This is a genomic window from Chitinolyticbacter albus, from assembly GCF_024437655.1.
Taxonomy (GTDB): Bacteria; Pseudomonadota; Gammaproteobacteria; order Burkholderiales; family Chitinibacteraceae; genus Chitinolyticbacter; species Chitinolyticbacter albus.
The window spans coordinates 1-13770 of the sequence record NZ_JANBVF010000059.1 but is presented as its reverse complement, the minus strand read 5'-3'; the positions used below and the strand labels follow the sequence as shown (position 1 = coordinate 13770).

Genomic DNA, 13770 nt, shown 5'->3' with positions numbered 1-13770 from the left:
CCTGGAAGGTCACGCGCTGACCACCGGTGTAGACGCCGGTACTCGACCAGGTGTTGTAGCAGGCGACCGGCGCGGAGGTCGGGGTGCTCGATACCGGAGTCGGCGTTGCGACGACTGGCGTCGGCGTGGCCGGACGCGGCGTCGGGGTGGCCGGCGACGGGGTCGGCGTGGCGCTGCTGGTACCGGTTTCCTTCCACAGCGTCGGGGTTGCAGCCGGGTTCCAGTTGGTGCCGACATAGGCGGTATGGGTCACCAGGGCCTGGTAATCCTTGCCGTTGTAGGTCACCACGGTGCCCGCGCTGTAAGTATTTCCTTCCTGCCAAGCCGGTGCGGCATGGGCGGCCATCACGCCGCAGGTAACGACGAGCGCGGCCAGGAGCCGGCTCAGCCGGGGAGCGAAACGCACTTTCATTGCACATCCTCCATCCATGATTTGGATTTTTTGAACGAAGGCTCCCGGTACGCCGGGAACCTCGGTAATGCCTATTTACGCTCGCTTGTAAGTAGTGTCAACCGACTACAAATCGATCGAATATAAGAAAAAACAACAACACTCCCTTATACTCCGTTCAACCATTGAAAACGACCGTTGACACCAAAAAACACCGCTGGGACTGCGCAAAACGCAGCCCCAGCGCACGAACATGTAAGGCCACTGCTTTCAAACGCACGATAGGCGCCACTGCAAAACAGCGGCGCCCACCGATCAAAACGCGTTGAAGATCTTGCTGAAGTCCCACTGGGCTTGTGCGATGCCGCTGCACTGCCAGTTGGCCGTGGAGTTGCCGGCGCAATTGCCGTTGTCACGGCCCAGCGACCAGAACGCCATCATCGCCATGCCTTGCTGCTTGCCGAAATCACGCACCTGACGCGCATCGGCCAGCGTGAATACCTCGGCCGGGGTGTCGTTCTGGCCGATCATCGCGGTGGCGCTCATCATGCCCCAGTACTGGGCATCGGTCTTGCCAGGCCACAGTGCCTTGATCTGGCCATGTACGCCTTGCAGCGCCTGGATCGAGCGCGCGCCCATCTGATTGCCGGACACGCCATCGTAGTAGTCCATGATCATCGGATTGACGATGCCCACTTCCACACCTGCGGCCTTGGCCGATTGCAGCACGTAGAGGTTCTCGGCGTTGAAACCGCCGTTCGGGTTGACCGCCAAGGTGTAGGAGATAACGGCGTTCTTGCCCTTGGCGCGGAAGCGATCCTGCAGGATCTTGATCGCGGCATTGCGGCGATCGACCAGCGCGACTTCCAGGTTATTGTTGCCCGGGGCATTTTCCGGATCGAGATCAAGGCGGCTGGTGCCAAAGCGTTCCAGCACGTTCTCGTAGACGGTGGCGATCGCCGCCGGATCGGAGCAGCTGCGCACGATGTCGCTGGCATTCCAACCGCCCGAAGCAACGATCACATTGCCGCCGAAGTTCTTCAGCGCATTGGCCTGGCTGAGCAGGCCGGCTTCACCGGTCGGCCAGCCGCCGTTGCAACCGCCAGCTGAGTTGTAGAACGCCAACGTGACATAGCGACCGCCGGTGGCTTGTGCCCACCCGGACAGGTCCATGGCGCCACTGACGTCGATGTACGGTGCAAAGCGATAGGCACCGGACGGGGTCGGCGTCACCGGGGTAACCGGGGTCGGGGTGACCGGGGTCGGCGTCGCTGGCGTCGGGCTCACCGGGGTGGGCGTGTTGCCACCGCCACAGTTGCCGACGTTCTTCCAGACGCCCCACTCGCCGGACTGGGCGGGGTTGTCACCCTGCGTCCACCAGCGGGCCTCGTAGTTCACGCCGTTGTAGGTGACGCGTTGACCACCGGTATACACGCCGGTGCTAGTCCAGGCGGCGTAGCAGGTCGAAGGCGCCGGGGTCGGCGTTGCGACGACCGGCGTCGGGGTGGCCCCCACCGGAGTGGGCGTGGCCGGTACGGGCGTCGGCGTCACGGGCGTGACACCCCCCGTGGTGTTGCCCAGGTCCTTCCACAGCGTCGGGGTCGAGGCCGGGTTCCAGTTGGCGCCAACATAGGCGGTATGGGTAACGAGCGCCTGGTAGTCGTGGCCGTTGTAGGTCACCACGGTACCGGCGCTATAGGTATTGCCTTCCTGCCAGGCCGGCGCGGCGTGGGCTGCCATGACGCCGCAGGCCAGCACGGCTGCAGCCAGGAGCCGCATCATGCGCGTGGGTTGGTGTTGCATATTCCTTCCTCCATCTAATGGTCTACTCACAAATGCCCGGCCAGTGCTGGGCGCACCGCGCCGGGATACTGCAGTGCCATGGGCGGATCCGGGCAGGAACCGCATCATGGTCACACCGCTCCGAGTGCGGCCGGACCCAGTCCGGCCAGACATTCAGTAACGTACGTTGGGAAAATCGCGCTTGGCCTGCTGGAACTGGGTTTCGCGCTCGGCCGGCCAGCCAAAGGCATGCGTCGCCATCGCCTTCAGGTCCATGCCGGCGGCACCGCTCATGAAGTGCACGTACTCGCCCCAATTGAGATCACGCGTGAAATCGCGCCCATTGTTGGGAAAGTGCTGGCCCAGTAACTGGAAGTACTTCGCCATCACTTGGGCGCGCCCGTGATCGCGCCACAGCGGGTAGAACCAATCACGGAACCAGTAGGTGCCAGCGCGCGGGAAGCTGTCCGAGCCCGCGATCCAGCGGTTGTAGACGTCGCTGGCCTGCTGGGTCATGCCGAGCGCGACATAGGCGTCGTAGATGTAGAACTCCATCCACTTGCTGTCGCCCCACAGACCAAAGGCGGGCGAGCCGTGCTTGCCGCTGGCCGCGGCCTCCACCACGTGGCCGGCCTCATGCGTGACAATTTCGTACTGCGGCGTGATCCAGTTGCTGCCGCCTACGTCGCTGACGTTGCGGTAGTCGTGCGAGGCGTCGTAAGTGGTCGACGGATGGCCGCCGAAATACTTGCCCTCGTGGTGCAGCGAATAGAGCCGATCGGTGCTCAGGCTGGCCGGGCCATAGGTCTGCTGGGTATAGGTCCACATCCGGGTCAGGTAGGGCAGCATCCACTTGCCGGCATCGGTGTTCACGTCGGCATCGAAGTAGATCGCGACGGTGTCGTTGTACGCGATCAGCTTCATGTTCTGCTGGTGCTCGAACCAGTGCTCCTGCCAGGTTGCCGGCGGCGCGGCGAAGCGGGCGGCCGGTGTGGCGACGGGGCCACTGCAAGCCGCCCCCGCCTGCCACAACTGCGGTGTTGCTGACGGCAGCCAGCTGATGCCGGCGGCCAGCGTGTGCGTGACCAGCGCCTTGTAATACTGGCCCTGGTAGGCGACGACGGCGCCCTCGCCATAGCGGCTGCTCGCCGACCAGGTCGGGCAGGCCGGCGCTGGGGTCGGCATGATCGGCGTAGGTGTCGCAGTCACCGGTGCCGGGGTGGCTGGCCGGGGGGTCGGCGTCGCCGGGGTGCTGCTGCCGCAGCTGCCGATGTTCTTCCACACGCCCCAGTCGCCCGATTGCGCCGGGTTATCGCCCTGGGTCCACCAGCGCGCCTCGTAGTTGACGCCGTTGTGGGTCACGCGCTGGCCACCGGTATAGACGGCGCTGCTGGCCCAGGCGGCATGGCAGACCGAGGGGGCCGGGGTGGCGGCGACGGGTGTCGGCGTTATCGGACGTGGTGTGGGCGTAGCGGGTGTGGGCGTAGCGGGTGTGGGAGTCGCCGTGGGCGTGCTGCCCGAACTCGGGCCCAGGTCGGTCCACAGCGTGGGCGTCGCGCCCGGGTTCCAGTTCGCGCCCGCAAAAGCGGTGTGGGTGACCAACGCCCGGTAGTCGTGGCCGTTGTAGCTGACGACGGCGCCGGCGGTGTAGGTGCTGCCTTCCTGCCAGGCCGGCGCGGCATGCGCGGCCAGCACGGTCACGGCCAGCAGCAAGCCAGCCAGCACGCCGCGTGGACGTGTCTTGGGGGTAATCCGCATTTCCACTCTCCATGATGCCCTTGGCGGGGAGGCGGCGCCCGGTGTCCGGGTCGCCGCACTCTTTTGAATCAACCCGATCTGTCGCCGGGTCTGGTCCTACCGTGTTGCTGCGGCCCGGCGCAATGCCGGGCCGTTTGTTGCGCTACTCCTCGGGATTACGGCAACGCGTTCAGCGCGGCGCGGGCCGGCTTGGAGAAGTTGTAGCCATCGTGCTTGTCCCAGTTGATCGACCAGGTCATCACGCCGCGATAGTCCGGATAAGCCTGTTTCGGCTTCACCGTGTCGCACGCGACCAGCTGGGTCAGGCAGGTCAGCGCGTTCTTCACCGTCGCGGCGGTGACAAAGCCACGCCCGGCCGACTGGCTGCCGCTCGGCACGCCGAACGCCACCTGGTCAGCACGCAAGCCCTTGAACTCCCAACCGGTGCCGTAGTTGACCTTGAAGCCTTCGATCAGCATCAGCGAGCCGCCGACCAGCGCGTCCACCGTGCCTTCGTTCAAGGTACGGCCATCGGTGTAGGCAAAGCCGCCGTTGTTGTAGTACTGCACGTGGATCACCGACAGATCGTCACGCAGGCCGTCGATGATGGGCAGGTAGGCACCCCAGATGCTGCCGTAGGACACGTAGCCGCCCTGCACGTACGGGTGCTCCGGTGCCATCGACAGGTAGAAGCCCGGGCCGACCTTGGCCTTGAGCTGCTTCACCGCCGTGACCAGGTTGTTGATGATCGGTGCACCCAGCGAGACGCCGCTGCCGCTTTCCAGATCCAGGTCGATCCCGTCCAGGCCGTACTTGGTGATGATGCCGTACAGGCTGTTGACGAAGTTGGTCACGTCCGAAGCACTGTTGAGCGTGACCGAACCATCCTGACCGCCCAGCGACAGGATCACCTTCTTGCCCTTGGCGCGCTTGGCGGCGATATCGGCGATGAACTGCGCCTCGCTGCCCGCGTTCGGATCGAGGTGGAAGGCCACCGTGCCACCGCCGGCGTTCTCGCCGAACGACAGTACGATCACATCCCAGTCATCCGAGACCTGGCTGATCGGGAAGGTGTTGCCCGACGGGTTGGTGAAGTTGTGCCAGTAGCCTACCAGCGCGTGCTTGGGCAGGTCGCCTGGCACCTGCGTCGGTGTCGGGGTCGTCGTGGGTGTGACGGTCGGCGTCGGCGTGATGGTCGGGGTCACCGTCGGGGTGACCACCGTCGGCGTGGGCGTCGGCGGGCACGGCACGGTGGTCGGCACCACAGCCACCACCTTCCAGTAGGCGCGGTCGATCTGCCAGCTGCCGCTCACCTGCTTGGGCTCATTGGCGGCGCTGGAAACATGCGCCTGTGCGGCACGCAGATAGGCGCCACGGCTCACGCCCTGCCACAGCGCATTCAGTGCACCGCTGGCGGGCTGGACCGACTGGCCGGCGGCGTAGCTGACGTTGATCTGCCAACGCGGCAGCGGTGCCGGTTGCGGGTTGGGTACCCAGCAGCCCTGCGGGTACGAGGTCAGGGTCACGCTCTCATCGGCCTGCAACGCCGGCAGCGGGGTCACGCCCGTCGGGGTGATCGGGGTCACGCCGGTGCAGCCGCCAAGCGACTTCCAGACCCCCCAGTCACCCGACTGGGCCGGGTTGTCGCCCTGCGTCCACCACTTGGCTTCGTAGTTCACGCCGTTGTAGCTGATCTGGTTGCCACCGGTGTACACGCTGCCGCTGACCCAGGCGGCCTTGCAGCCGCCCACCGGCGTCACTACCGGTGTGGGCGTCGTCGAGGGCAGTACGTCGTTGCAGGTGGGGCACGGTGTCGGTGGCGGCGTGATCGGCGTCTGCGTCACATAGGTCGGCGTCACGCTGCTGCCGCCCAGATCCTGCCACAGCGTAGGCGTGGACGCCGGGTTCCAGTTGGCGCCGACGTAGGCGGTATGGGTGGTGAGTGCCTGGTAGTCACGACCGCTATAGGTCACGACGGTACCGGCGGTATAGGTATTGCCTTCCTGCCACGCCGGGGCGGCATGGGCGGCAAACATGCTGGCGGCCAACAACATCCCCGCCAGCATGCGCATGGGGCGCTTGCTCGGTTGCGTCATTTCAGTCTCCATCTTCCTTGGGATGGGCTCCCGTTGCCGGGAGCCCACTTTCTTCTTTTATGAATGGCCCGGCACCAGGCCGGGCCGGTACTGCTCGCGCTTACGGCATTGCGTTGAAGTAGGCGCGATGCTGGGTCGAGAATTCAAAATTGTTGAACTTGTCCCAGTTGATCGACCACGTCATCAGGCCGCGCATGTTCGGGTACACCGCCGACGGCTTGTAGCTGCCGCAGCTCGCGCCCTTCATCAGGCAGTTCAGCGCCGTGTGCACATCGCCCACGCTGGTGAAACCGCCACCCGCATTGCCATTGGCCGGCAGGCCGATCGCCACCTGCTCCGGACGCAGTGCCGGGAACTGGAAGCTGGTACCGGCAACCTTGAAGCCCTTGAGCAGCATGTCGGTCATTGCGACGTGGAAGTCGGCGTTGCCCATGGTGTGGTACTGGCCATCCAGACCGGTGATCGGGCCCGAGTTGTAGTCCTGCACATGGAGCAGCGTCAGATCGTTACGCATCGCGTAGATCACCGGCAGGTAAGCACCGGCGCGGGTGTCGCAACCGGAGCAGGTGCCGCCGTAGAAGCTGTAACCCAACTGCACGAAGAAGGTTTCCGGCGCCATGGTCAGCACGAACTTGCTGCCGTACTTGGCCTTCAGTTGCTTCAACGCGCTGATCAGGTTGACGATCACCGGCGAGGTCGGGTTGGCGACGTCGTTGTCACCGGCGTTCAGCTGCAGCGAATGACCTTCGAAGTCGATATCCAGACCATCGAGACCGTACTTGTCGATGATGCTCGAGACCGAATTGACGAAGTTGGTCGCGGCCGATGGCGATTCCAGGCGAACCTGGCCGTTGGCGCCGCCGATCGAGATCAGCACCTTCTTGCCCTTGGCCTGCTTGGCCTTGATCCCGGCGATGAACTCGGCTTCCGATTCCACGTTCGGGCACTCGGTGGCCGGGCATTGCTTGAACGCCACCTGGCCGCTGGTCGACGAAGTCGGCTCGGCAAACGACAGGTTGATCACGTCCCAGGCATCCGAAATATCGGCCATGCGGATGTAACCCGAGCCGTTGGCGAAGCTGGCGTGCATATAGCCAACCAGCACGTGCTTGGGCAGGCCATCGGTGCCAGGAATCGGCGTCGGGGTCACCGGGGTCGGCGTCACCGGCGTCGGGCTCGGCGTCACCGGGGTCGGCGTCACTGGCGTCGGGGTCACCGGCTTGGGTGTCGGGCTCGGCGTCACCGGGGTCGGCGTGTTGCCGCCACCACAGTTGCCGATGTTCTTCCACACGCCCCATTCACCCGATTGCGTCGGATTGTCGCCCTGCGTCCACCAACGGGCTTCGTAGTTCACGCCGTTGTAGGTCACGCGCTGGCCGCCGGTGTAGACCGAGCCGCTGTTCCAGGCGGTGTAGCAGACGGTCGGCGCCGGAGTCGGGGTGGCAACGACCGGCGTCGGAGTCGCGACGACCGGGGTCGGCGTGGCCGGACGCGGCGTCGGGGTGGCCGGCGACGGGGTCGGCGTGGCGCTGCTGGTCACGCCCAGGTCCTTCCACAGCGTGGGGGTGGCGGCCGGATTCCAGTTGGCGCCGACGTAGGCGGTGTGGGTGACCAGCGATTGATAGTCGTGGCCGTTGTAGCTCACCACGGTGCCGACGCTGTAGGTATTGCCTTCCTGCCAGGCAGGGGCGGCGTGCGCGGCCATGATGCCGCAGGTGACGACGACGGCCGCGACGAGGCGGGTCACCAGTTTGCTAGTGGGGAAAGGCACTCTCCATCTCCTTTTTGTTGCACTACAAAAACCCGCGCCCCGTCCGGGAGGACGGGGCTTGGGCACTTACATCACTTATTTGATGCTCTTGATCAGGTCCTGGCATTGCGCCACGGTGACGTTCTCGCCGCAGGTGGCGATCTGGTCACGCGGCTTGCCATCGGCCACATCGCTTACCAGGCTGTTGCCCAGCACGTGATTCACGGCGTTGATGTTGTAGCCGTTGTCCTGCTCCACCTGCCAGAAGAACACGCCCGCCAGCTTCTTGTCCTTGGCGTACTGGGCCTTGATCGCAGCGGTACGCGGCGTCTCGATCGAGATATAGGACCAGCCGCTGCTACCTATCGGGTTCACCAGGTAGTCGGCGTTGGACAGCACGTCGGTGTACAGGTGGTAGCCATTGCGCGGCTTGATGTCCTTGTCCAGATAGTTCTGGTAGAGGTCATAGCCTTCGACCACACCGGCCTCCCACGAGCCCACCCCGGCGATACCGGTGATAAAGGCGGCACCGGTCCAGTTCGGGTCACCGAAGGTCGAATCGCCCTTCAGGCCGTTGGTGTACTCGGTGATATCGCCCGGCAGGATGGCCTTGGCCCGGTGGTAGTTGGCCACGCCGACCATCATCTTGTTGAACGGCACGCCGTACTTGCTATTCAGGTACTCGATCGCCCAGCTCGCCGAAGTGCCGGTGGACGAGCCATTGGCGTTCGGGTTGTTGTAGAGCGGCGTGTGATGGCTGATGTTGCGCTCCCATGCCCCGGTCAGGTCATAGGTCATCACGTAGAGGCGATCAAGATACTTGTTGACCTCGGTCCACTGGATCTTGTCCAGCTTGCCCTGGGTCGCGGCGATGGCCGAGGACAGCCGATACTTCTTGCCGGTCTTGACCGTCAGCCAGTCCATCGCGGCGCGCAGATCCTTCAACAGCTGCAGGTAGTTCTGCGGATCGTCCGGACGGGCCATGCCAGGCACGGCGCCATCGGCGGCCGGGTATTCCCAGTCAATGTCGATGCCGTCGAAGTCATAGCGCTCGAGGAAGGACACGACGGAATCGACGAACACCTTGCGCCGGGTCGGATCGGACGCCATCCACGGGAAGCCTTCGGACAGGGTCCAGCCGCCTACCGACAGATCGAGCTTCAGATGCGGGTTGGCCTTCCTGAGGTTGTACAGCACGCCGAACACGCCACCGACGTCGTCCTTGCCGATCTCGTACATACCCTCGATGCCCGAGATCTTGGCAGTCTGGCCACCTGGCTGGTTACGCAGGAACGCGGCTTCGTAATCGGCCATCGCCATCGCGCCATCCGGCAGCTTGGTGGTACCCAGGCCGCAGGTCCGGTTGACCGCAGCCGGCGCCGTGGTCGGGAAGCCCGGATCCTGGGTGTTCTTGGCCGCCGGGAAGCAGATGCCGGCAAAACCGTAGACCAAGCGGTTGAGGTTCTTCACCGGCAGCTTGGAGAAGTCATAGCGACGACCGTAGATCGCCCAGTCCCCGAGGTAGGCGACGGTTTCGGTGCCAGCTTCCTGGGTGTAGGCGTTGTGCTGCAGCGCCAGCGTGCCCGGCGGCAGCTTGGCGACGCGACCACCGGTATCGGCATCGAAGCCCGGATGGTTGCCGCCCGGATCGGTGGCGGGGTTGATGCCGCCACGGGTGCCGGTACTGGTCGACGCGGTATTGGAGATACGCGCGGCCGAGATCGGCGCCGAGGCGCGCACATTACCGGCGTTGGCATTGCCCGCCACCGGTTGCGCGGTACCGTAGTTGATGTTGTTCGGCACGGTCACCGGGCACAGGTCGCCGTTGGGCACGCCAACGAGCTTCCACTGGTTGGTGTAGACGGTGCTATCGGGCGGGATGGCATAGGTATCGACCAGCGCTTCGTACGCGGCGCCCTTGTAGCCGACGACCTTGCCCTTGGCGTAGATCTTGGTCGCGGCCCATTCGGGCGCGCAGAACGGGGTGGTCGGCGCCGGCGTGGGGGTCGGGCCGCCCGGAATCGGCGTCGGGCTGCTGCCGCCACACGCAGTATCAGGCTGCCACAGCGACGGTACGCTGGCCGGCTCCCAGCCGGTCTGCGCGGTATGGGTCACCAGGGCCTTGTAGCTCTTGCCCTGGAACAGCACCGACTTGCCGGCAGTCACAGAAAGACCCGCAGCCCAGATCGGGCAGCTGCCGGTCACCGGGGTCGGCGTGACGGGCGACGGCACCACGGTGGGTGTCGGCGTCATGGGGGTCGGACTGACCACCGGAGTCGGGTTCGTCGGCGTCGGCGAAACCGGAGTCGGGGTGACAGGCTTCGGCGTCGGGGTCGGCGTTACCGGTGTCGGGCTGGGGGTGGCGGGCGTCGGGGTTGGCGCGCTCACTTCCTTCCACAGCGTCGGCGTCGCGGCCGGATTCCAGCCCGCGCCGGTGTAAGCGGTGTGGGTCACCAGCGCCTGATAGCTCTTGCCGTTGTACTGGACCACGGTGCCCACGGCATAGGTACTGCCTTCGACCCACGGTGCCGCGTATAGGCCAATGCTGGTCAACAGCACGACGAGGCCCATCGCCAGCGCGCGGCCGGTTCGGTTCATTTCCATTCGCTCACTCCATCGATTGAAGAGTGACTCCTGCACGCCGGGTGTCCGTCGGCAGCGGCCCCACATGGCCGGCTCTTGCCGTCGCCCCAGACTGGCGGAGACCACTCATTAGTAACCGGCGCCTGTCCCGGCGCCTGGATTGAAAAGCCCCTTCCCGGAGGGGAAGGGGCTCGGTACTGCTTACTTCACACCGGACAGCACACCGGTCAGTTCACCGTTCAGATCACCGTCGAGCGACCAGCTGAACAAGCCGCCCAGGCCCTTGGCCTTCACGTAGTCGATCTTGGTCTGGATCCCGGCCGGGGTGTCGTAGCTCCACCAGGTGGTGCCGTCGTACTTGTACGACTGCGTGGTCACCGGGTGGACATACACGGTGCCGGCTGCGTTCTTCAGCACCGTGTAGTCCTCGATACCCGCTTCGTAGGTACCACGTGCCGCACCGCTGGCAGCTTGGTACAGACCATTGTTGCCGCCTGCGGCAACACCAGTCCAGCCACGGCCGTAGTACGGAATACCGACGACCAGCTTGCTGGCCGGAGCACCGGCAGCGAGCAGTGCGGTGATCGCGTCGTTGGTGTTGTAGCTACGCGCCACGCCCACGGTTGGATCAGCCGGATCCGGGTACAGGTGCGACTGGAAGTTGGTCGGGCCTTGCGCGTCCCAGCCACCGTGATAGTCGTAGGTCATCACGTTGATCCAGTCGAGGTACTGGCTGTACTTGGCCGGTTCGGTCTGGTCGATCTTGTCCTTGCCCGCGCCGATCGCCACGGTCAGGTACTTGTGGCTACCGCCCAGCGCGTCAAGCTGCTTGCGGAACTCAGCCAGCAACAGCGTGAAGTTCTGCTTGTCTTCCGGCGCCACGGTGTTGTACGGCTGGCCGATCACGGCTGGGAATTCCCAGTCGATATCGATACCGTCAAACACGCCCGCCGCAGTGCCAGGACCGCCACGGCCGCTGTAGCTGGCGATGTTGCCCTTGATGAAGTTGTCGATGCACGAGCTCACCAATTGCTTGCGCAGTGCGTCGGTCTTGCTTGCTGCCGAGAACCACTTGGACCAGGTCCAGCCACCCAGCGAGATGAACACCTTGAGCTGCGGATACTTGGCCTTCAGCGCCTTCAGCTCGCCGAAGTTACCGGCAATCGGCGAATCCCAGGTGTACGGCTTGCTCGGATCGACGAGGCGAGCCGGCGTGCGACCATAGTCGGCCCAGGCGTCGCCGCCGGTACCGGCGTCCGGTGCGCTCGGATTGGTTGCGCCCGATTCCAGCTTGTCGATGCCGGTCGCGCATTCGTAACCGCCATTCTTCTGATACAGGTTACCGAAGGCGTAGTTGATGAAGGTCAGCTTGGCGGCGGCGCCGGAGCTGGCAATGTCGGCCACTTCGTAGCCACGGCCATACACGCCCCACTGGGCGAAGTAGGCACCGGCTTGGCGGGCGCCGGCCGGGACCGGGGTCACCGGGCCGGGAGTCACGGGCACCGGAGTGACCGGAACCGGGGTCACGGGCACCGGAGTGACCGGAACCGGCGTCACGGGAACCGGGGTGGTCGGACCACCCACGCAGTTACCCAGGTTCTTCCATACGCCCCACTCTCCCGACTGCGCCGGGTTGTCGCCTTGCGTCCACCACTTGGCTTCGTAGTTCACGCCGTTGTACGTGACGCGTTGGCCGCCGGTGTAGACGGCGCTGCTCGTCCAGGTCGGATGGCAGGTAGTCGGAGCCGGGGTCACAGGCACCGGAGTGACCGGGGCCGGCGTCACAGGAGCCGGTGTGGTCGGCGTGGGCGTGGCCGGGGCGGGCGTAATCGAGCCGCCCGCTTCCTTCCACAGCGTGGGCGTCGCAGCCGGGTTCCAATTGGTGCCGGCATAGGCGGTGTGCGTCACCAGCGCCTGATAGTTCTTGCCTTGATACTGAACGACGGTGCCAGCGGTGTAGGTGTTGCCTTCCGCCCATTCCGCGGCGTAAGCGCTAACGGCAACAGCCATCAGCGAAGCAACCAGGGCATTGCGTACGTGCCCGTGAGCCTTGCTAAACATAGGTCTTCATCCTTCCTCTACGCGACCGTTCTGCACCTGGGGTGCGGGGCCGCAGCTCTTGGTTTACCCGCGTGCCAACTGCGGGAACATGTGCGGGCAATCAACCACCCGCGCTCCGGTGTCAGCAGGCCGGTCACCCTCGCCCTGCCCCAACATCCAATAGGGCATCGCAATATCCTGGCAACCGTATCCCGACGCATCCGGAATTTTGTAAACACGACCTAAATGCTGCACTGCAAAATTAACACGGTCATGCAGAACCAACGACTTTCAAGACCAGGAGACCTTTCATGCTGCCCTGCAACAAAACATATCCCAGCGGCGAGACTCAATTCATCAGCAACCGAATTGACCTATTTACAAAACCGTCAATATGTCGGCACAAGCCAATTTAATTGACCAAATGGATTATTTGTAACAACCCCAAATACCAATTCATAAAAACAGTAAATTATGTAAATTTAAAATTGTTGAAAATCAATAACTTAGTTGGAAATAACCCCAAAAATGCCGGCCTGTGGAGGCGCCTGGGTGCGCCGAATATAAAAACTGAACGATTTGCCCTTGGGAAAACATATTCAAACTTCGCGCGCACGAAATCAACAATCGTTTCCTTATTCGTTCCTCCGCCAATCCCCCAAAACACGCCTTTCATCGATTCATCATTTTCAGGAGTCGGCGCCCTGCTGTTTTTGGAAATCCATTTTTGTTGCAACTGCAAAATCTGCAAGCGTCCGGTAATCCGGAGCGTCAAACTGGCGCGAGGCGAACCGAGTAACGGTGGCCTATTGCAGTGCGCGCGGAACATTTAGTGCCATTCGTCACGAATTACCGTCCGTTAAAGAAAACACCTGCGCGGCCGAGGCGCAAATCGAGGCGTTCCATCACGACACGCGGGGCATGGAGGCGGCAGCTGTGCCGCACGCGAACCAGCGGGCGATGGCAGGAACGGCAATAAAAAACCCTCCCGCGAGCGGGAGGGTTAGGGGATTACCACTGTTATTGTTGCTTGGTCTTACTGGTTCATCTTGCCCATTGCCTTGGTCAGCTCGCCGTCGGCGGTATCGCCATCCAGGTCCCAGCTGAACACACCCCCCCGACCCTGGGCCTTGGCGTAGTCCACCTTGGTCTGGATCACGCCCGGGGTGTCATACGACCACCAGTTGGTGCCGTCGTACTTGTACGACTGCTTGGTCACCGGGTGGACATACACGGGACCGGCCGCGGCCTTCAGCACCTTGTAGTCCTCGATACCGGCTTCGTACGTACCGCGGGCGGCACCGGTCGGCTTCTGGTACAGACCGTTGTTGACGTTCGGCACACCCGTCCAGCCACGACCGTAGAACGGCAGGCCCAGCACCAGCTTGTTG

Annotated in this window: 9 protein-coding genes; all 9 read right to left on the bottom strand. The window is 63.9% G+C overall.

All coding sequences use genetic code 11. The features are described from left to right. Nucleotides 1-412 (bottom strand): carbohydrate-binding protein (locus NLI84_RS18510; protein ID WP_373316993.1); only part of this gene is annotated, 412 nt, incomplete at its 3' end. Between the two features lie 294 nt (nucleotides 413-706). Further along, nucleotides 707-2194 (bottom strand): carbohydrate-binding protein, encoded by a 1488-nt coding sequence (locus NLI84_RS18505; protein WP_255992308.1) that lies wholly within the window; start codon nucleotides 2192-2194, stop codon nucleotides 707-709. A 153-nt stretch (nucleotides 2195-2347) separates the two neighbouring features. After that, a complete protein-coding gene (locus NLI84_RS18500; protein ID WP_255992307.1) occupies nucleotides 2348-3931 on the bottom strand; it encodes a carbohydrate-binding protein in 1584 nt (527 codons plus the stop codon). Between the two features lie 155 nt (nucleotides 3932-4086). Next, entirely contained in the window at nucleotides 4087-6006 is a 1920-nt protein-coding gene (locus NLI84_RS18495; RefSeq protein ID WP_255992305.1) for a carbohydrate-binding protein, read from the bottom strand. Between the two features lie 100 nt (nucleotides 6007-6106). Beyond that, complete coding sequence (locus NLI84_RS18490; protein WP_255992309.1) at nucleotides 6107-7711, bottom strand: chitinase; 1605 nt, start codon at nucleotides 7709-7711, stop codon at nucleotides 6107-6109. Nucleotides 7712-7852: 141 nt separating this feature from the next. Beyond that, nucleotides 7853-10360 carry a glycosyl hydrolase family 18 protein gene (locus tag NLI84_RS18485; RefSeq protein ID WP_255992304.1) on the bottom strand — a complete coding sequence of 836 codons (2508 nt, stop codon included), beginning with the start codon at nucleotides 10358-10360 and terminating at the stop codon, nucleotides 7853-7855. A 180-nt stretch (nucleotides 10361-10540) separates the two neighbouring features. Then, nucleotides 10541-12349, bottom strand: a complete 1809-nt coding sequence (locus NLI84_RS18480; protein ID WP_255992302.1) for a glycosyl hydrolase family 18 protein — start codon at nucleotides 12347-12349, stop codon at nucleotides 10541-10543. 502 nt (nucleotides 12350-12851) lie between these two features. Continuing rightward, the gene (locus tag NLI84_RS18475) at nucleotides 12852-13208 is read right to left on the bottom strand and encodes a hypothetical protein (protein ID WP_255992301.1); all 357 of its coding nucleotides are present in this window, start codon (nucleotides 13206-13208) and stop codon (nucleotides 12852-12854) included. Nucleotides 13209-13415: 207 nt separating this feature from the next. After that, nucleotides 13416-13770, bottom strand: a 355-nt coding sequence (locus NLI84_RS18470; protein WP_255992299.1) for a glycosyl hydrolase family 18 protein, incomplete at its 5' end; no start/stop codon positions are given.

Excerpts from the sequence above, each read along its gene's own strand:
- NLI84_RS18500 (WP_255992307.1), bottom strand. The coding sequence starts at position 3,931 with ATGCGGATTACCCCCAAGACACGTCCACGCGGCGTGCTGGCTGGCTTG.
- NLI84_RS18475 (WP_255992301.1), bottom strand. The coding sequence starts at position 13,208 with ATGTTCCGCGCGCACTGCAATAGGCCACCGTTACTCGGTTCGCCTCGC.
- NLI84_RS18485 (WP_255992304.1), bottom strand. The coding sequence starts at position 10,360 with ATGGAAATGAACCGAACCGGCCGCGCGCTGGCGATGGGCCTCGTCGTG.
- NLI84_RS18490 (WP_255992309.1), bottom strand. The coding sequence starts at position 7,711 with ATGGCCGCGCACGCCGCCCCTGCCTGGCAGGAAGGCAATACCTACAGC.
- NLI84_RS18505 (WP_255992308.1), bottom strand. The coding sequence starts at position 2,194 with ATGCAACACCAACCCACGCGCATGATGCGGCTCCTGGCTGCAGCCGTG.
- NLI84_RS18495 (WP_255992305.1), bottom strand. The coding sequence starts at position 6,006 with ATGACGCAACCGAGCAAGCGCCCCATGCGCATGCTGGCGGGGATGTTG.
- NLI84_RS18480 (WP_255992302.1), bottom strand. The coding sequence starts at position 12,349 with ATGGCTGTTGCCGTTAGCGCTTACGCCGCGGAATGGGCGGAAGGCAAC.